Source organism: Salinisphaera sp. T5B8 (assembly GCF_040361255.1).
In the GTDB taxonomy this organism is placed as follows: Bacteria; Pseudomonadota; Gammaproteobacteria; order Nevskiales; family Salinisphaeraceae; genus Salinisphaera.
On record NZ_APNG01000016.1, the window covers coordinates 47,748 to 66,325 of the forward strand.

Annotated in this window: 14 protein-coding genes; 7 read left to right on the forward strand and 7 right to left on the reverse strand. The window is 63.0% G+C overall.

Annotated elements, in window-relative coordinates; genetic code table 11:
- Nucleotides 1–33 precede the first annotated feature (33 nt).
- The 4 genes from T5B8_RS14360 to ybiO all read left to right on the forward strand — a co-directional run bounded on the left by T5B8_RS14360 (nt 34) and on the right by ybiO (nt 7,335).
- Nucleotides 34–1,104: a putative urea ABC transporter substrate-binding protein gene (locus tag T5B8_RS14360; RefSeq protein ID WP_502950802.1), complete on the forward strand. Its 1,071-nt coding sequence runs from the start codon at nt 34–36 to the stop codon at nt 1,102–1,104.
- Nucleotides 1,105–1,183: 79 nt separating this feature from the next.
- Nucleotides 1,184–1,813: a TetR family transcriptional regulator gene (locus tag T5B8_RS14365; RefSeq protein ID WP_353179831.1), complete on the forward strand. Its 630-nt coding sequence runs from the start codon at nt 1,184–1,186 to the stop codon at nt 1,811–1,813.
- 106 nt (nt 1,814–1,919) lie between these two features.
- Nucleotides 1,920–4,604, forward strand: coding sequence for a DUF8508 domain-containing protein (locus T5B8_RS14370; protein WP_353179832.1), 2,685 nt, complete (start codon nt 1,920–1,922; stop codon nt 4,602–4,604).
- Between the two features lie 358 nt (nt 4,605–4,962).
- The gene (gene ybiO / locus T5B8_RS14375) at nt 4,963–7,335 is read left to right on the forward strand and encodes a mechanosensitive channel protein (RefSeq protein WP_353179834.1); all 2,373 of its coding nucleotides are present in this window, start codon (nt 4,963–4,965) and stop codon (nt 7,333–7,335) included.
- A 492-nt stretch (nt 7,336–7,827) separates the two neighbouring features.
- Here ybiO and T5B8_RS14380 read toward each other — a convergent pair whose 3' ends face one another.
- The 3 genes from T5B8_RS14380 to T5B8_RS14390 form a co-directional block, all read right to left on the reverse strand.
- Complete coding sequence (locus T5B8_RS14380; RefSeq protein ID WP_353179836.1) at nt 7,828–8,226, reverse strand: tautomerase family protein; 399 nt, start codon at nt 8,224–8,226, stop codon at nt 7,828–7,830.
- Between the two features lie 407 nt (nt 8,227–8,633).
- The gene (locus tag T5B8_RS14385; RefSeq protein ID WP_353179838.1) at nt 8,634–10,409 is read right to left on the reverse strand and encodes an SLC13 family permease; all 1,776 of its coding nucleotides are present in this window, start codon (nt 10,407–10,409) and stop codon (nt 8,634–8,636) included.
- 104 nt (nt 10,410–10,513) lie between these two features.
- On the reverse strand, nt 10,514–10,903 hold the full coding sequence (locus T5B8_RS14390) for a rhodanese-like domain-containing protein (protein ID WP_353179840.1): 390 nt from the start codon (nt 10,901–10,903) through the stop codon (nt 10,514–10,516).
- Nucleotides 10,904–11,165: 262 nt separating this feature from the next.
- Here T5B8_RS14390 and T5B8_RS14395 point away from each other — a divergent pair, with 262 nt between their 5' ends.
- Both T5B8_RS14395 and T5B8_RS14400 read left to right on the forward strand, forming a co-directional pair.
- A complete protein-coding gene (locus T5B8_RS14395) occupies nt 11,166–12,860 on the forward strand; it encodes an NAD-dependent malic enzyme (protein WP_353179842.1) in 1,695 nt (564 codons plus the stop codon).
- 226 nt (nt 12,861–13,086) lie between these two features.
- Nucleotides 13,087–14,766 (forward strand): AMP-binding protein, encoded by a 1,680-nt coding sequence (locus T5B8_RS14400; RefSeq protein ID WP_353179844.1) that lies wholly within the window; start codon nt 13,087–13,089, stop codon nt 14,764–14,766.
- 75 nt (nt 14,767–14,841) lie between these two features.
- Here the strand turns inward: T5B8_RS14400 and T5B8_RS14405 are convergent, their stop codons facing one another.
- Both T5B8_RS14405 and T5B8_RS14410 read right to left on the reverse strand, forming a co-directional pair.
- Nucleotides 14,842–15,837, reverse strand: coding sequence for a DnaJ C-terminal domain-containing protein (locus tag T5B8_RS14405; protein WP_353179846.1), 996 nt, complete (start codon nt 15,835–15,837; stop codon nt 14,842–14,844).
- Between the two features lie 335 nt (nt 15,838–16,172).
- On the reverse strand, nt 16,173–16,313 hold the full coding sequence (locus tag T5B8_RS14410) for a hypothetical protein (RefSeq protein WP_353179847.1): 141 nt from the start codon (nt 16,311–16,313) through the stop codon (nt 16,173–16,175).
- A 45-nt stretch (nt 16,314–16,358) separates the two neighbouring features.
- On the opposite strand from T5B8_RS14410, the gene T5B8_RS14415 reads away from it, so the two are divergent.
- Complete coding sequence (locus tag T5B8_RS14415) at nt 16,359–16,688, forward strand: hypothetical protein (RefSeq protein ID WP_353179849.1); 330 nt, start codon at nt 16,359–16,361, stop codon at nt 16,686–16,688.
- Between the two features lie 2 nt (nt 16,689–16,690).
- Here the strand turns inward: T5B8_RS14415 and tmpT are convergent, their stop codons facing one another.
- Both tmpT and T5B8_RS14425 read right to left on the reverse strand, forming a co-directional pair.
- On the reverse strand, nt 16,691–17,377 hold the full coding sequence (gene tmpT, locus T5B8_RS14420; protein WP_353179850.1) for a thiopurine S-methyltransferase: 687 nt from the start codon (nt 17,375–17,377) through the stop codon (nt 16,691–16,693).
- 25 nt (nt 17,378–17,402) lie between these two features.
- Complete coding sequence (locus T5B8_RS14425; protein WP_353179852.1) at nt 17,403–18,128, reverse strand: glutathione S-transferase; 726 nt, start codon at nt 18,126–18,128, stop codon at nt 17,403–17,405.
- Nucleotides 18,129–18,578: the final 450 nt, after the last annotated feature.

The following is an 18,578-nucleotide window of genomic DNA, read 5'->3' on the forward strand; positions in this document are numbered from 1 at the left end:
GCGTGACTGGACCGACCACCGGGAGACATACCGATGCACTTGAAGAAAACGCTAACGTTGGCGATCGCGACGATCGCACTTGTGGCCGGCATGGGCACAGCCCAGGCCGCCGAAAAGCGCGATTCGTTCCGTATTGCCTGGACCATCTATGCCGGCTGGATTCCCTGGGACTATGTGAAGACCTCGGGGATCATGGATAAATGGGCCGACAAGTACGATATCGACGTCGAGATCGTGCAGATCAACGACTATATCGAGTCGATCAACCAGTACACGACCGGCCAGTTCGATGGCGTGGTCGCCACCAGCATGGATGCGCTGTCGATCCCCGCGGCTTCGGGCGTGGATACCACGGCCCTGATCGTGGGCGACTACTCCAACGGCAATGACGGTATCGTGTCCAAGGATGTCGATAACGTCGCCGATCTGAAAGGAAAGACGATCAATCTCGTACAGCTGTCGGTGTCCCACTATCTGCTGGCCCGTGCCCTGGAAGAAAACGGGCTGTCGGAGCCGGACGTGAATCTGGTGAACACCTCGGATGCCGATATCGTGGCGGCATTTCAGGGCAGCACGGTACGTACGGTGGTGACCTGGAACCCGCTGCTGAGCACGGTCGCCGAGACCCCCGGCGCCCACGAGATCTTCGATTCCAGCCAGATCCCGGGCCATATCAAGGACCTGACGCTGGTCAACACCGACACGCTCGAGGCCAATCCGGCGCTGGGAAAGGCCCTGGTCGGTGCCTGGTACGAAATGATGGCCGATCTCGGCGCGGACACCGCCAAGGGCCGCGAGGTCCGGGCCTATCTGGGTGAAGCCTCCGGTACCGACCGCGCCGGCTACGAAGCCCAGCTCGATGGCATGAAGATGTTCTATACGCCGGATGAGGCGATTGCGTTCATCTCCAGCGATCAGGCCTACGAGGCCATGGACAGCGTGCGTCAGTTCTCGTTCGAGAAAGGCCTGCTGGGCGAGGGCGCGGCGAGCGCGGATTTCGTAGGCATCGCCTTCCCGGAGGACCGGGTGCTGGGCGACGAAAACAACGTCAACCTGCGCTTCGATACCACCTATATGCAGATGGCGGCCGACGACGCGCTCTAACCAAAGCCGTAGCGACAGGCGGGCCGCGACGCGGTCCGCCTGTCTTGCGTGCAAGGGGCTCGCACTCGATCATGACACGATGAGACGTACTCCCGAACAGGCCGAACAGACCCGGCTCAAGGTCATCGATGCCGGGCTGCGCCTGTTCAGCCAGTACGGCTATTCCGGTACCACGCTGGCGATGATCGCCCAGGACGCCGGCATGAGCCGTGGGCCGATCTACTGGCATTTCAAGAACAAGGACGAGCTCTTCGAAGCGGTGCTCGCCTATTCGCAGACGCCGCTCCAGGCGCTGGTTCAGGCCGCGCGTGCCGATACGCCCGATCCGGTCACCCGCATGAGCGATTTCATTGCCGGCTGGTTCGACCGGCTGGTCGACGACAAGCGTCATCGCCAGTCGTTTGAAATTCTCATGAACAAGACCGAGCTCACGCAACGCATGGCCCGTACCGTGCGCCGCGAGCGCGAACTCACGCGCGCGATCATCGACCTGTTCGAAAACCTCATCGACGAGGCGCGTGCGCAGGATCTGCTGCCAGCCGGCGATCCTGCGCCGGCGTTGGCCCTGCAGACCTATACCTATCTCATGGGCGTGACCCAGACCTGGCTGTTCGCGCCGCGACTGTTCTCGTTGCGCCAGCAAAAAGCCTATTTTCATCGCAAGTGCCTGGCCACGCTGTACGGTCGGGCCGAGATACCGCCCGTCTGAGGGTGGGCGGCCGCGGCGTTGTCATCGCCGTGTGATGTTCGCGTTCGCAAGCTGTCATCTGACTTGGCCAAGCTGCGCGCTTCGCAACGACAGCCTGGGGATTTCAATGGCAGCTTCCTTGTTCGTGCGGCGCGCGCTGATGCTCGCGACGACGGTGTTTTGTGGTTCGATCGCCAGTATCGGTCACGCCCAATCTTCGATTCTCATCAACGAGATCGATGCCGATACCACCGGCACCGATACCGAGGAATTCGTCGAACTCAGCGATGGCGGCACGGGCAACACGGCCCTCGACGGTCTGGTGTTGGTGTTCTACAACGGCAGTAATGATCAAAGCTATGCCGCCTTCGATCTCGACGGCACGGTGACCTCGGCTGATGGCTACTATGTGCTGGGTAACGCCGGTGTGGCAGGTGTAGGCACCGTCTTTCCAAGCAACGGGCTACAGAACGGCCAGGACGCGGTCGCCCTGTATGCCGGCGATGCCGCCGATTTTCCCGATGGCACGCCGGTGACCACGGACAATCTGATCGATGCCGTGGTCTATGGCACCGGCGACAGCGACGATCCCGAGCTCGACGTGCTGCTCGTCGACGGCGCGCCGCAGCTCGATGAAGATGCCAATGGCGACAAGAACAACCAATCGCTGCAACGCACGTCCGACAGCAGTGGCACGGGCCGCGATACCCGGAGTTTCACGGTGGCCGCGCCCACGCCGAATGCGGCCACGGGCAGCGCGCCTGATAACGGCAACGACACACCCGATAACGCCGATGGCATTCCCGATAACGCGATAACCGGGCTGCGCATCTACGACATCCAGGGCGCTTCCCATCTGTCGCCGCACGAAGGCGATGCGGTGGCCGGCGTGCCGGGTATCGTGACTGCGGTTACCGGCAACGGTTTCTATTTTCAGGACCCGGACGGCGATGGCGACGCGGCCACCAGTGATGCGGTGCTCGTGTTTACCGGCGGTACGCCCACCCGACGTGACGGTGCCCCCGTGGCGGTCGGCGATGTCGTGGCCGTCGCCGGTACGGTCAAGGAATTCTATCCGGGCGACAATCAAACCAATCTGCCGACCACCGAAATCGCGATCGGCAGCGATGGCAGTACGCGAGCCATCGACGATGTCGGCGCGGTCTTCGATCAGACCGAGATTATGGCCGTGACCATCGGTCAGGGCGGACGTATCGCTCCGCAGGTGATCATCGATAACGATACCAACGGCGACGTGGCGACCAGCGATACCACGGTCTTTGATCCCGAGGAAGACGGACTGGATTTCTACGAAAGCCTGGAAGCCATGCGGGTGCGAGTGAACCAGGGCATGGCGGTCGGACCGACCAGCCGTTTCGGTGAGATATTTCTGGTGCCTGATGCCGGCGCAACCGCCAACGGCATCAATGCACGCGGTGGGATTACGCTGGTCGAGCGTGGCGATATCGTGGACTGCAACCCCGAACGTATTCAGATCGACGATACGCTGCTCGCCGAGCCCATGCCGGCCGTCGATACGGGCGCGTTGTTCACCGAAGTGGTCGGCGTGCTCGGTTACGGGTTCGGCAACTTCGAAATCCTGCCGGATACGCTGGCCGCGCCGCAGCCGTCGAATCTTAACCGGAGCGGGGTGGGCGTGCTGGCGCGCGGCGATACCCTGACCGTGGCCGGCTACAACGTGGAAAACCTCGACCCCAACGACGACGACGGCGATACCGATATCGCCGATGGCAAGTTCGAAGCCATCGCCGATCAGATCGTCGATCAGCTGGGCGCGCCGGATATCCTCGCCCTGCAGGAAGTCCAGGACAACGACGGCTCGGCCTCCGACAATAACGACCCGGTGGTGGCCGCCGATCGCACGCTCGCGCGTCTGGTCGATGCCATTGTCGAAGCGGGCGGGCCGCGCTATACGGCCACGGAAGTCGTGCCCGAGTCTAAAAAAGACGTCGGTCAGCCGGGCGGCAATATCCGCGTAGCCTATCTCTACGATGCCAGTCGCGTGAATCTGGTCGAGGCCCGCGACGGGGTGGGCGATGCCACGACCGCTACGCAGGTTTCGGCGAATAGTGAAGGCCAGCTGGCGCTCACGCTCAACCCTGGACGTGTTCAGCCGCAGGACCCGGCCTTCAATAACAGCCGCAAGCCGGTCGCTGCCCTGTTCGAGTTTCGCGGCCAACGCGTACTGCTGGTGAACAACCACTTCGCATCCAAGGGCGGCAGTTCGCCCCTGTTCGGTGCGCTACAGCCCTACGAGAACGGCTCGGCCGACCAGCGCAGCGCCCAGGCCGCAGTCGTCAATGCGTTCGTGGATGACGCGCTGGCCGCGATGGACGATGCCCGAATTGGCCTGGTGGGCGATTTCCACGAATTCGGCTTTCTCGCGCCCATGAAAACCCTCACCGGCGCCGATACCGGTACGCCCGTGGTCTCGGATCTGCTGGATACACTCGATGCCACGGCACGCTATACCTACGTATACGAGGGTAATTCGCAGGCGCTGGATCATTTCTTCGTCAGCCCCGCGCTCGCAACCAACGCCAGCGTGACGGTCGCGCATGTGAATGCCCAATTCGCCGATCAGGTCAGCGACCACGATCCGATCGTGGCCAGCTTCGATATGACGCCAAGTGGATCGCAAAACGACGACGACAACGATGCTCCGGCCCAGGCCAGCGACGACGACTCGAGTGGCGGCTGTACGCTGGGCAATGGTCATGACGCCAGCCTGGTGCTGCTTTTATGCGCGGCCGTGCTCACCCTTGGCTGGCGGCGCCGTCGCAAGCTGTGACCTAGCAGGTTGCGATAACCCAACCCACCCGCGTTCCATGATCACGCCCCGGTTTGACGCCGGGGCGTGTCGCGTTCAGACGCCCTGCGCGGTGACCGCCGCGGGCGGCCGGCTGACGGCATGACCCGCAAGGCGTAGGTAAGCGCGGTATCGATCGCTTCGCAACCCCCTGCGAAGACGGGGCGCAATTTGTCACTGCGCACTGCTGCAGTCATGATATGCGCCGTACTACGGTTGGCCGGGCCGTCTTTGGGCGCGGTAATAGCCGTTATGCTGTAACGTGTCTGGCAAGGAAAGACGCAATATGAATCGAGTCTGTGCTTCGCGATCGGCGTTCGACGCCGTGCGGATATTCGTTGTGTTTGTTGTACTCATGGTTGCGTTGATCGCCCCGCAGGCGATGGCCCAGCAGTCACAGGGCGATACCGCCGGGGGCGACGTCGCCAAGCAGGCCCTGCCATTGACCCAGCTGGCGGACCTGCTCGAAAACGACGAGGCACGAGCCCAGATCGTCGATCAGCTGCGCCAGGCCGCGCAGTCCGGCAACGCCGAGGCCACCGATAGCGCCTTGCCGGCGCCGCCCGAGTCCGGCAAGGACCCGGCGCTGGAAAAAGCCCCGGACGGGGAAGGGGCCGCGGCCGAACAGGCGGCCGCAAGCCAGGAGCGGGTGTCGTTCGCGCGCCGTTTCGCCCAGACGACGGCCGGCTGGGCCGAGGTGATCGGCGAGCGCGTATCGGCGACCTGGGCGATGCTCACGTCGCTCGACGAAGACCGGGGCCCGGGCCCGGAATTCGATATGTCGGTGTTTATCGCCGCGGTCACCACCTTCGCCTTGGTGGCAGTCGCTACCGTGGTGTCGTTTTTCGTGTTGCGCCTGCTCGCCGGTACGCTGTTCTCCGCCATTGGGCGCTTTTCGCAACGCGCCGAAACCGGCGCGGGCGTTCTGATTCGCCGGGGCACGGCGATCGTGCTCGCGCTGATCGTGGATGTGGCGGTGGTACTGCTGGCCTGTGGCGCGGGTTATCTGGCCGGGCTCTATGCCTTTGGTGAAACCGGCAGTATCGGTACGCGCGAGTCGCTGTTCATCAATGCCTTCGCGCTGATCGAACTCACTAAGGTCGCCATCCGCGCGGTCTTCGCTGCCCGCTATGAAAGTCTGCGTCTGCTCAATATTCCCAGCTCGGTGGCCGAGTGGTGGAGTGTGCGCCTGCGCTGGTTCGTGGGCATTATCGGTTACGGGCTGCTGGTGCTGGTGCCAATCATCAACGTCCAGCTGTCGTTCTTCCTGGGCGCGGTCGTGAGCTTCGTGCTCATGGGCGGCGCCTATCTCTATGCGTTGGTCGTCATCTTCCGCAATCGGCAGCTGTTCAACGATCGCCTGCAGCGGATGTCGGAAACCGCCTCGATCGGTTTCTTCGGCGTGCTGTTCAAGCTGATGTCGAAGCTGTGGGTGATTCTGGCCGTGGCCTATTTCACCACGCTGTTCGTCTCCAGCCAGGTCGACCCCAACGACGCATTGCCGTTCATGCTCTCTGCCACCCTCGAGACGCTGGTCGCGGCTGCAGTGGCACTGGGTATCTCGGGGCTGCTGTCGAAGGCAATCGGCAAGCGGGTCACCTTCTCCGACAACGTGCGTGCCAAGCTGCCGATGCTCGAAGCGCGGGTGAATTCCTATGTGCCGACCGCGCTCAAGGTTATCCGCGTACTGATTCTGGTGGCCTTCGCGCTGGTGGTGGCCAATGCATGGCATCTGTTCGATCTGGGCGCGTGGCTGGCGTCCGACGCCGGTCTGACCACGGTATCCACGCTCATCCGGGTGGGCATCGTACTGTCGGCGGCAGCGTTGCTGTGGTTGATCGCGGCCAGCATCATCGAGCACCGGCTCAACCCGAATACCGGCTCCGGCAAGCCCAGTGCCCGCCAGGAAACGCTGCTCGAGCTGTTCCGCAACGCGCTGGCGATTCTGATCATCACCATGACGTTGATGATCTCGCTATCGCAGATTGGCGTGGATATCGGCCCGTTGATCGCCGGCGCCGGTGTGCTCGGTCTGGCCATCGGTTTCGGTGCCCAGAAGCTGGTACAGGACATCATCACCGGCGTGTTCATTCAGCTCGAGAATGCGATGAATACCGGCGATGTCGTGACCGTGGGCGGGGTGACCGGCACCGCGGAGCGCCTGACCATTCGCTCGGTCGGTATTCGCGATCTCGACGGCTCGTACCATATCGTGCCGTTCTCGTCGGCCAGCACGGTGACCAACTATCAGCGTGATTTCGCCTACTTCCGCACCGAATACGGCATTGGCTATCGCGAGGATATCGACAACGCCGTCTATCACCTGCGTCAGGCCTTCGAGGAGCTCAAGGCCGACGAAAACGTGCGCGACAATATCCTCGAGGACATGACGGTTCCGGGGGTGACGGCGCTGGCCGACAGCTCGGTCAATATCCGCATCATGATCAAGACCAAACCCGGCACCCAGTGGGGTGTGGGCCGTGCCTTCAACCGTCTGGTCAAGATGCATTTCGATCGGGCCGGTATCGAGATCCCGTTCCCGCATCAGACGATCTACTTCGGCGAGGATCGCGACGGCAAGGCGCCGCCGGCGAATCTGCGCATCATCGATGCGCCCGTCGAAGCCCGCGAAGAGTCCGCACCGCGTCGCAAGACACGCAAGGGCGACGATGCGGCGCCCGAGGAAACCGGGGACGCGCCGGCCGACACCTAGTCGCACGCGGTTCGTGCCAATCAACCCGCGGTCTGTTCAGGCCGCGGGTTTTTTATGTCCGCGATCAGCGAGCGCGCCGCGTTTGACCCAACCGCTGGCTCACCGCGTGCAAGCACGCGACCTGCGCCATGCTCGAAATCGAGCGCGCGCGATCCTGCGCGATTGGCGGCTGAGCGCTGCGAGATTGCGCATAAATTCGCCGCTTGTGTGACAGCGCTGTGACGACCGGCGTTTCGGGCGTCTGTGCGCGGTTTGTCCACAGCCTTATCCAAAGGCTGTGTGCACAAACCGGGGGCTTTTCAACACCCGTGCTCGGAACGGTAAAAACACCGTCCGTCAAGGCCTGTAGCGCTTGATCAATAATTGTGCAATACGTCTGTAACGCCGGTCGCGCAAGGGTTTGCGCCAGTTAATGACCGGTTGTCCACAGGCTTGTCCAGTGCGATTGTGAAAACTGTTCACGACCGCGCGCGCAGCGCGGCGCGGGCAGGTTTACGCGCTGGATTCGGCCTCCGATTCGCTCCAGTCGCGGGCCCAGCCTTCGTCGTCGCGAAACATCTCGTCGCCGGCGTGCTGGGTGAATTCGATCGCGATGCGTTCGCGGGGTACGTCCAGATGTTCGACGCACAGGTCCAGCAGTTCGATGGCCAGTTGCTCGCGCCATTCGGTGGGACGACCACGACGGATATCGCACATCATCACCACGCCGGGTTCGGGTTCGCCTTCACCACACCGCCACAGGCCACCGTTGGTGAGTTCGCGAAACCCCACGCTCACCCGGCGTGGGGTGGTGTGCATGCGTTCGGCATAGATTTCACCCAGGCGGCGGGCCAGATTGCGCTTGGTGTCCTGGGGATATTCGCTCGGCAGATCGAGTTGCAGGTAAGGCATGAGCTTGTTGCTGGATTTTGAATTGAACGCCCATGAATGCATATCGCGGACAGCGCATGCAATGCAGCGCGCGTGGCAACGATTGCACAGGCACTGATCGTGGATTGATCGCGCGCGGCGCAGCCCTTGTCCTGCGGGCGTTTGCGGCCGTCATGCGCAGCCTGTCCACAGGCTTGTCCCAAGATTATGTGGGTAAAACCGACACCGGGACGTGGGTGCGTGGTGGTATGCAGACGGGCACGCCGCGCCCGATTCGCTGCGCTGACTGCACAGCGGCGGCTTGATCAATTATTGCGCAAAAGGCTTGAATCGCCCGCGCCTTGGGGCGTTCACGCGACTGCAAACGGGTTGTCCACAGGGTTGTCAAAAGCCGGTGTGCACAAAGCGCCCCGACATGCGCGCCGGCCTCAGCCGCCCAGAGGCCAGATCCAGGGCACGAGCGCAATCGTGACCAAGCCGACCAGCAGTGTCAGCGGTGCGCCCAGGCGGAGAAAGTCGGTAAAACGATAGCCGCCGGGGCCATAGACCATCAGATTGGTCTGATAGCCGATCGGGGTGAGAAAGCTTGCCGAGGCGGCCACGACCACCACGATGGCATAGGGCATGGGCGACTGCGACGCGCCCTGGGCCAGGGTGACCGCGATCGGAAACATGATCACCGCAGCGGCGTTGTTGGTCACGATCGAAGAGATCAACACCGTACTCACGAACAGGCCGGTGAGCGCGGCATAGCTGGAGTTGCCGGCCAGACCGATAAAGCCCTGTGCGATGGCTTCGGCCAGACCGGTTTGCTGTACGGCTGCGCCGATGCCGACGGCCGCGCCGATCGCGACCAGCAACGGCCAGTCCAGCATCTTGCGCGCCGAGCTCAGCGAACAGCAACCTGTGAGCACCATCAGCACCGCGCCGGCCAGAGCGCCGTGCAGGATATCGACAATGCCGATCGCCACCGCGATCACCAGCAGGGCCAGGATCGCGATCGCGGCGTAGGCACGCTGGTGCTGCGGTGGGTGTGAATCCTCGATTGTGCTGACCAGGAAGAAATCCCGCGAGTGACGCTGCTGGGCGGCAAACGAAGGCCGGGCTTCGAGCAACAGCGTATCGCCCGGCTGGAGCACGATATCGCCGATCTTGCGCTTGATACGGGCGCCGTCACGGGCCACCGCGAGCACCACCGCATTGTACTGGCCACGAAAGCCACCCTCGCGAATGGTCTTGCCGACCAGCGGGCAGCTGTGCGAAACCACGGCTTCGATGAGCACGCGCGCACGCCGTGGCGTATCGAGCTTGAATATCTGTTCGGTCGCCGGTACGAGACCACGGGTCTTGTGCAGGTGTACCACCGAATCCACGATGCCTACGAACACCAGCCGGTCCTCGCCCTGCAACGGTTCGCGTGGCGATACCGCCGGCATGATATGACCGTCGCGCTCGATCTCAGCCAGATACATGCCCGGTAGCTGGCGCAGCCCGGCTTCTTCGATGGTCTGGCCTTCCAGTGGCCCGCCGGCGGCGACCATCATCTCCACGCTGTATTCGCGCGGGTTGTCCATGCGATCGAGCGCGGGCGTACGATCGGGCAGCAACCAGCGCCCGGCGCCGATCATCAAGGCCGAGCCCAGCACGGTAATCGGCACGCCGACCCAGGCCAGTTCGAACATGCCCAGCCCGTCGTCCAGACCCTGTTGCACGAGCAGGCTATTGATCAACAGATTGGTGCTGGTGCCGATCAGCGTACAGGTGCCGCCGAGAATCGCGGCAAAGCTCAATGGCATCATCAGCTGCGATACGGCCATGCCGTGCTTGCGACACCAGTCCGATACGGCCGGTATGAGCGCGGCCACCACCGGCGTGTTGTTCAAAAACGCGCTCAATACCGCGGTCGGCGCGATCAGCTGGGTCTGGGCATGGGCGATCGAGCGCGGTTTCTTGAGCACCCGCGCGGCCAGCATCTGGGTGGCGCCGGTATCACGCAAACCTGCTACCACGACATACAGGGCAGCGATGGTGATCACCCCCGGATTGGCAAAGCCGGCAAACGCGGATTCGGTATCGATCACGCCGGACAGCAGCAGGGCGATGAGTGCGGCCACCAGCACGGCGTCGACCGCGACCGCGGTCAGCGCAAGGCAGGCGAATGCCGCGACCAGCACGGCGAGCGTGAACAGGGCGGCTAACGACATGACCAGTTTTGCCCGGTGGGTTGTCGGTCGGCGCGGCTATAGGCGCGTGTAGCGGGCGCGTACAAACTCGATGGCATGGTGCGAAGGCGCGTCAGCTCAAGCGATCAGTCAGTCGCGATGTCGTGTGCTTCACGGCGCCAGCGATCGAAGCCGCCGTCCATATGCGCGACCTCGGTCAGCCCCATATCCAGCAGCGTGGCCGTCGCCAGGGCCGACCGCCAGCCCTTGTTGCAATACAGAATGAGGGTTTCGGCCTCGGCGAGTACGGGCTTGTGGTACGGGCTGTCCGGGTCGATCCAGAATTCGAGCATGCCGCGCGGTACATGCAGCGAATCCGGAATATAGCCCTCGCGCTTGCGTTCGCGCACGTCGCGCAGATCGACCAGCAGCACGCCCTCATCGTGTCGTCGGGCGGCCACGTCGTCCGGCGACAGGCTGGTCACGCGTTGCTGCGCACGGGCGACCAAGGTGTGCACGCTGGTCTGGATGGGCATGCTCGATATCCGTTAAGTAACTGCGCGTCGGTTATATCATGCAGCCCGGTTTCATGTGCGATGCACGCCAGTGCGCCAGTCGTGGCGACCGCGAGCCACGGACTGCGGTTCGCGGGTTGGCATGTGTCGATGCGCAAGCGGCGATATCATAGGCGCAAACCGAATTGCACCGTGGCTACGGCGGGGTACGAAACGCGTATCGTGCGCATGACGACCGCCGGCCATGCTCGGGCTTGATACAAAAAAACGCCAGGATTGCTTGATGTCGAAACACAGCGAGAAACGTTCGCTCTATATTCCCTACGCCGGCCCGACGCTGCTGGAAATGCCGCTGCTTAACAAGGGCAACGCATTCGATGCCGACGAGCGGGTGGCCTTCAACCTCATCGGTTTATTGCCGCAGAACGTGGAGACGATCGAAGAGCAGGTCGAGCGTGCCTATCGCCAGTATCAGACCTGTAGCAACGATCTGGACAAGCATATCTATCTGCGCGGCATCCAGGACGACAACGAGACCATGTTCTTTCGTTTGCTCGAAGAACATCTCGAAGAGATGATGCCGATCATCTATACGCCCACGGTCGGGCGTGCCTGCGAGAAGTTTTCCGAGATCTATCGCAACCACCGCGGGCTGTTCGTGAGTTACCCGGATCGCCACCGTATCGACGACATCATCCGTAGCGCGACCAAGGACAACGTCAAGGTGATCGTGGTCACCGACGGCGAGCGTATCCTGGGGCTGGGCGATCAGGGCATCGGCGGCATGGGCATTCCCATCGGCAAGCTGTCGCTGTATACGGCCTGCGGCGGCATCAGTCCGGCGTATACGCTGCCCGTGGTGCTGGATGTGGGCACCAACAATCAGGATCTGTTGGACGACCCCATGTACATGGGCTGGCGTCACGAGCGTATTTCCGATGCCGAATACGCCGAGTTCGTGGATCTGTTCGTGCAGGCGATCAAGCGCCGCTGGCCGGGGGTGCTGCTGCAGTTCGAGGATTTCGCCCAGGCCAATGCCATGCCGCTACTCAAGCGCTATCGCGATCAGCTGTGCTGTTTCAATGACGATATCCAGGGCACGGCCGCCGTGGTCGTGGGCTCGTTGCTGGCGGCCTGCAAGGCCAAGAACGAATCCATCGCCGATCAAACCATCGCCTTCGTCGGCGCGGGTTCGGCCGGCTGCGGCATTGCCGAACAGATCGTGGTCGCCATGACCGATGCCGGTCTTGAAGAACGCCAGGCCCGTGAGCGCATCTACATGATCGATCGCGATGGGCTGATTACCGATGCCATGAGCGGCCTCTACGATTTTCAGCGCCGTCTTGCCCAGCGCCAGTCTAAGGTCGACGACTGGGACGATACGACCGAAACCGATCCGTTGCTCACGGTCATCGACAACGCCCGGCCGACGGTGCTCATCGGCGTGTCTGGCCAGCGCGGACTGTTCTCGCAGCAGGTCATCGAAACCATGCATCGGCATTGTTCGAATCCGCTGGTCATGCCGTTGTCGAACCCCACCTGGAAGGTCGAGGCCACACCCCAGGAAATCCTCGACTGGACCGACGGCCAGGCGCTGGTCGCCACCGGCAGTCCCTTCGACCCGGTGACCGTCGGCGACGAGCAGCGCCCGATCGCCCAGTGCAACAATGCCTATATCTTTCCCGGCATCGGTCTGGGGGTAATCGCCACCGGCGCGGCGCATGTTACCGACAGCATGCTCATGGCGGCCTCCCGCGCGCTTGCTGAGAGTTCGCCGCTGGGCACGACCGGCGAGGGCGCATTGTTGCCGCCGCTGTCCGAGGTGCGCGAGCTGAGCCAGTCGATCGCCTTCGCCGTGGCCAAGCAGGCCCAGGCCGATGGCGTAGCGCTCAAATCCAGCGACGATACGATCAAGGAACGTGTCGAGCGCCATTTCTGGTATCCGCGTTATCGTCGCTATCGGCGCGCGGCGTTCTAGCGCTAACCCATCGTTTCGGACGGCTTCGACCAAAGTCGGGGCCGCCGGAACTGCGCCTGCGAAAAGCCGCACACGGGCGTTTGGCGTTTTACTGGCCTGGTTTCTGGGCTGTCTGGCTACCGTTGTCTTGTTCTATTGCGTGATTCGTCGCTTAATCGAGCGATAACCACAGGCACGCACGACGTGCCGGCGATGCCGTATTTGCGGTGCGGCAAGGAGAGCGAAGATGACCAGCGCCCAGCCCAGCTATGCGCATGGCGCGTATGGCAACCTCCTGTCGGGCCAGACCATCGGCCAGGCATTCGATACAGCGGCCGCCGCCTGGCCCGATCGACTGGCACTGGTCAGCCGGCACCAGTCGATTCGCCTGACCTATGCCCAACTCAAGCAGCAGGTGGATCGCTATGCGGCTGCCTTCGTCGCCCTCGGGCTGGCGCCGGGGGATCGGATCGGCATCTGGTCGCACAATTGTGCCGAATGGCTGATCACGCAATATGCCACTGCCAAGGCGGGGCTGGTCCTGGTGAATATCAATCCGGCCTATCGGCGCGCCGAGGTGGAATACGCCCTCAACAAGGTCGGTTGCCGTGCGCTGGTGGTCATGCCGCAGCATTCCAGCAGCGATTATCTGGGCATGCTCGCCGGCCTTGCACCGGAACTGGCCGACTGTGCGCCGGGTGCGTTGCGAAGCGCGGCCTTGCCCTGCCTGGAAATCGTCATCCGGCTGGGCGACGAACACACGCCCGGCATGCTCAATTTCAACGATCTGCCCGATCGGGTGGGTGCGGCGGATACGGCCCGTGTCGACGAACTGGCCGGCCTGCTGCAAGCCGACGACGCGATCAATATCCAGTTCACCAGCGGCACCACCGGCCAACCCAAGGGCGCAACGCTATCGCACCACAATATTCTCAATAACGGCCTGTTCGTGGGCGAGGGCATGGGTCTGACCGCCGACGATCGCGTGGCTGTGCCGGTGCCGTTGTATCACTGTTTCGGCATGGTCATGGGCAATCTCGGCGCGCTCACCCACGGCGCGGCGGTAGTCTATCCGGCGCCGTCCTTCGAGCCGGGGGCCACACTCGAGGCCGTCGCGGCCGAGCGCTGCACGGCCCTGTACGGCGTGCCGACGATGTTCATCGCCGAAATGGGTGTTGCGGATTTCGTCGACTACGATCTGTCCTGCCTGCGTACCGGCATCATGGCCGGCTCGCCCTGCCCACAGGCGGTCATGCAGCGCGTGATCGACGAAATGCATATGCAGGACGTGATCATCTGCTACGGCATGACCGAAACCTCGCCGGTGAGTTGCCAGACCGCCATGGACGACGACATGCAGGCGCGCGTATCCACGGTCGGGCGCGTGTTGCCGCATCTGGAAATCAAGATCGTGGATATCGACGGGCGGGTAGTGGCCCGCGGCGAGCCGGGCGAATACTGCACGCGGGGGTATAGCGTGATGCTCGCTTACTGGGACGACGCCACGCGCACCGCCGAAGCGATCGACGCGGCCCGCTGGATGCATACCGGCGATCTGGCGGTGATGGACGAGGCCGGCTATTGTCGTATCGTCGGCCGGCTAAAGGATATGGTCATTCGCGGCGGCGAGAATATCTATCCGCGCGAGATCGAGGAATATCTGTATCGTCATCCGGCGGTCGCCGATGTGCAGGTCGTGGGCGTGCCCGACGAACGCTTCGGCGAGGAACTGTGTGCCTGGGTTCAACTGGCCGCCGGGCAGACACTCGACGAAGGCGCGCTGCGCGCGTTCTGCGAGGGCGAGATCGCGCACTACAAGATCCCGCGCTATATCCGGTTCGTCGAGAGCTTTCCGTTGACGGTGACCGGCAAGGTACAGAAATACCGTATGCGCGAGTACATGATCGACGAACTGGGCCTGGCTTAGCCACCGGGCCCGCCGGCGAATCGTCTCGTCGCGGTGGGCGCGGCTTTCGGGCTCGCTCGCGCGCCTGGGTGCGGTTTATACGCCCAGGCGCGCGCGCGGATTGAAATCCAGCTCGTGGGCCATGCGTTCGTAGACTGCCCGTGCCTTGTCGCTGTCGGCCGGGGGCAGGGCGATACGCAGGACCGCATAGAGATCGCCCGGTGTCTTGCCCGGCATGCCGCGCCCGCGCAGGCGCAGCCGTTTGCCGTCACGCGAGTTCGGCGGAATCCGTAGATCCACCGCGCCGGCCGGCGTGGGTGCCTTGACCGTGGCGCCGAGCGCGGCCTCCCAGGGGGCGACCGGCAGTTCCAGAATCAGGTCGGAGCCGTCCAGGGTATAGAGCGGATGCGGCTTGAAGCCGATTTCCAGCAACAGATCGCCCGGTGTATCCGCGGTATTGCCCGATTTGGCCTGGCCGGCCAGACGCAGCTGCTGGCCTTCGCGTACACCCTTGGGAATGGTGACATTGAGCGAACGCGAGCGCTCGACCGTCTGCCCGAGTTCGTTGACCTCGGGCGAGCGCAGCGTGACCCGCCGGCGCCCGCCGGTGAAGGCGTCTTCCAGATCGAGTTCCACGCGGGCGATATGATCCTGGCCCCGGCGCGGGCCGAAGCCTTGTCCGAAACCCTGACCGAAGCCATGGCTGCGACGTGTGCCGCCGGTGGACCGTGCGCCGGCAAAACCGCGCCCGAACAGCGATTCGAAGAAATCGCTGAACGTCGAGCCGTCCGCGCCCGGGTCGGCATGCGCGCTGCCGCTGAAATCGAAGCCGTGATCCCAGCCCGGCGGCGGTTGAAAGCCGGTTTGTGCACGCGCGCGCTCGGGGTCGATACGATCGTAGGCTGCGCGTTTTTCCGGATCCTTGAGCACTTCGTAGGCTTCATTGGCCTCCTTGAAGCGGTCGTCGGCGTCCGCTTCCTTGCTCACGTCCGGATGATACTTGCGCGCCATGCGCCGATACGCCTTCTTGATATCGTCTTCCGAGGCGTCGCGTTCCAGCCCGAGAATCTTGTAATAGTCCTTGTATTCCAATAGTGCTCTCCGCTGGGCCATTGTCTGTCAGGCCCATGCCAACAATGTATGGGCACGCGCGCGCCCTTCAATTGACCCGGATCATGATCGGCGGCTGATCACACCCATTTGGCCAATGCAGTTTCGACGCCGGTACGAAAAAGCCACAGCATGGCGATGCCCAACTTAAAAATACGCGCCCGTACCCGGGCCTTCATCGGGTTTTTGCCGGATTGAGTTCGTCGATTCGGCCGGGCTTAATGGCGTAGCCGCAGCAAAGCCCGCGAAAACGCGCGCCGGCCTACGGTTTCGATATCGCCTCGATACCCAAACATCGGCCGAGAGCGCCGACGAATTCAATCGCGGCGTGGCCAGCCGGGCGCCGCGTCGATGGGGCGCAGGGGCTGACGGCTGGTGGCCTGGCGCGCGCGTGTGGCCCGGCTGTATGTCAATGACGATGAAAAAGCCGTATCGTGGCTGGCAGTCGCAGCGCTCATGCACGGTCTCGGTCGTGTGTCTTCCCGCCATCCTTGCCGGTTTCCATGATCGATTATCTCAACGGTGTCGCCGAAGCCCATGCCGTGGATCCGCTGCTGTTCGTGCTGATCTATCTGGTGAGCACCGTGCCGTTTCTACTGGTCAGTGGCTGGCTGTTTCACCATATCCGCAAGCAACGCCCGCTGGCACTGCTCACCTTTATCTGGGCGCTGTGCTATACCGCGCCGTATCTGTACGTGCTCGCGGTCGGGCGTGATCTGCCGATCTGGGTCTATGCGATGGTCGCGTTGCTGATTGGCGGCGGGCTATGGCTGGCCGCGCGCGGGCTCATGCGCCGGCTGCGCCGCGCCGAGCGCGCCGACAACAGTCCCTAGATTTATAGCCGTTGCGGGCCGTTGCTGCTGCGAATTCGGAAAACGGCTTCTTCGGCGGTTTGCACACGGCGCTGGGTGAGCATGCCCTGGCCACCCAGGCCGCTGCCTTCGGCCACGCATTCGATATCGGCCCAGCCGCCGAAAAGTGTTTCGACCTCATCCGCGCTTACCGCGAACGGCGGGCCCTTCATCTGGCTCTGATCGTAGTCGAGGGTGATCAACAAACCCGGCGCGTTGGCCGCGAGCAGGCCGCGCAGATGCGCGACGTAATCGGCGCGCATCGACTCGGGCAGGGCGATGAGCGCAGCGCGGTCGTAAAACCCGTCGAAAAGCCCGATCGTGTCGGGGCTGGCGGCAAAGAAGTCGCCCACCAGCAATTCGATGCTGCCGCTACCGTAGTCGCTGCGATAACGCTCGAACGCGCCCAGGCGATCCTGTGTCGCCGCCAGGTTCTGCTCGGCCAGAAAATCGCGCGCGGCAATCGCACTGAGTTCGATGCCGGTGACCCGATGACCGCGCGCGGCGAGCGTGCATAGATCGGGGGTCTTGCCGCACAGCGGCACGAGCACGCGTGCGCGCTCGGCCAGTTCCAGGCTCGGCCACCAGCTTGCCAGCCCGGGATGGCCCTCCGGCTGATGGAAATTGATCTGGTGCTGCGACCAGCGTTCGTGCCAGAAATCGGCTTTCATAGTGTGCTCGAATGCCCTTGATCACTCAATGCGCGGCATCGAGTTCCGGGTAGTGGCGAAACAGGCCGTTCTCATTAAAAGCCATTCGTCGCGACGAGTCGAGATAGGCAGCCAGGGCCGGGCGTTGTGCGACCGCATGCGTGAGCGCGCCGATACGCGGCGTGGCGTTGTCGTGCCGGGCCATGGCCTTGGGAAAGGCATAGTGCAGACCGGTGACGACCTGAAACAGGCTCAGATCGGCTGTGGTGCAGGCCTCGCCCACTAGCCAGCGATCGCCGGTCGGGTTGTTTGCCAGCACCTGTTCGAAGTATTGCAGGAACTTCGGCAGGCGCTGCTTGAGAAACAGTCCGCTGCGGCGCGCGGCTTCGGCTTTCTGGTCTTCGTAATACAGACCCGGGCCGAGCGGGTGGTGCGTATCGTGAATTTCGGCCACGAAATCGGTGAGCGTGAGTTGCAGGCCGTGGCACCACAGACGCTCGGCTTCGTCTGTCGGCGCCAGGCCCAGGCGCGGGCCAAGAAACTGCAGGATATTGGCGACATGCGAGACCTCGATATCGCCGGCGCGCAGATAGGGCGGGGCAAAGGGCGCGCGTGGGTTTTCCTCGAAATCCAGGCCCTGGTCGACATGCTCCACGCCGTCGTCGGCATCGTAGGCGATATCGATATAGTCGGCGCCCGCGTCTTCGAGCGCCAGCCGCACGAATTCGCCGCGACCGGGAATACCGGGCCAGTAGTAGAGTTCGTAGCGCATGAGCGAAAGCCTTGTGGTGGGTACGCTCGTATCGCAGCAAAGCGCTTCGTTGCGGTCAACCGTGTCTTGCCCCTTATATCAAACGCGCCGCGTGCGCAGCGCCAGGCCCCGTGAGGCAGCAGACCTGCGGTTGTCGGCTCCGAACAAGAAAAACGGTCCGCGAATGCACGCTAATAAACGCGAATGCAAGGCAGCGCTTGATGATGCGAACAGGTCAGCGGGCGGCGCAAAAGCACAGCGACAGCCTTAGTGTGCTCTGTGTCGTGTCTTTGCGTTCATTCGCGGACAACCTGCTGGCTTGAGGAAAATCGGCTAGCTTTCATCGCTGATCAAGAAGCCATTCATCCGCAGATCGACGCAGATCACACAGATCGAAGACGATAAACTGCGGTCGTTCGCTGTGGTCTGTACCCCGCCTTTCCTCATCTGCGTAATCTGCGAAATCTGCGG

Bases quoted from the DNA above. Each gene is read 5' to 3' on its own strand.
- T5B8_RS14360 (WP_502950802.1), top strand. From the start codon at position 34: ATGCACTTGAAGAAAACGCTAACGTTGGCGATCGCGACGATCGCACTT.
- T5B8_RS14365 (WP_353179831.1), top strand. From the start codon at position 1,184: ATGAGACGTACTCCCGAACAGGCCGAACAGACCCGGCTCAAGGTCATC.
- T5B8_RS14370 (WP_353179832.1), top strand. From the start codon at position 1,920: ATGGCAGCTTCCTTGTTCGTGCGGCGCGCGCTGATGCTCGCGACGACG.
- T5B8_RS14380 (WP_353179836.1), bottom strand. From the start codon at position 8,226: ATGCCTTACCTGCAACTCGATCTGCCGAGCGAATATCCCCAGGACACC.
- T5B8_RS14385 (WP_353179838.1), bottom strand. From the start codon at position 10,409: ATGTCGTTAGCCGCCCTGTTCACGCTCGCCGTGCTGGTCGCGGCATTC.
- T5B8_RS14390 (WP_353179840.1), bottom strand. From the start codon at position 10,903: ATGCCCATCCAGACCAGCGTGCACACCTTGGTCGCCCGTGCGCAGCAA.
- T5B8_RS14395 (WP_353179842.1), top strand. From the start codon at position 11,166: ATGTCGAAACACAGCGAGAAACGTTCGCTCTATATTCCCTACGCCGGC.
- T5B8_RS14400 (WP_353179844.1), top strand. From the start codon at position 13,087: ATGACCAGCGCCCAGCCCAGCTATGCGCATGGCGCGTATGGCAACCTC.
- T5B8_RS14410 (WP_353179847.1), bottom strand. From the start codon at position 16,313: ATGAGCGCTGCGACTGCCAGCCACGATACGGCTTTTTCATCGTCATTG.
- T5B8_RS14415 (WP_353179849.1), top strand. From the start codon at position 16,359: ATGATCGATTATCTCAACGGTGTCGCCGAAGCCCATGCCGTGGATCCG.
- tmpT (WP_353179850.1), bottom strand. From the start codon at position 17,377: ATGAAAGCCGATTTCTGGCACGAACGCTGGTCGCAGCACCAGATCAAT.
- T5B8_RS14425 (WP_353179852.1), bottom strand. From the start codon at position 18,128: ATGCGCTACGAACTCTACTACTGGCCCGGTATTCCCGGTCGCGGCGAA.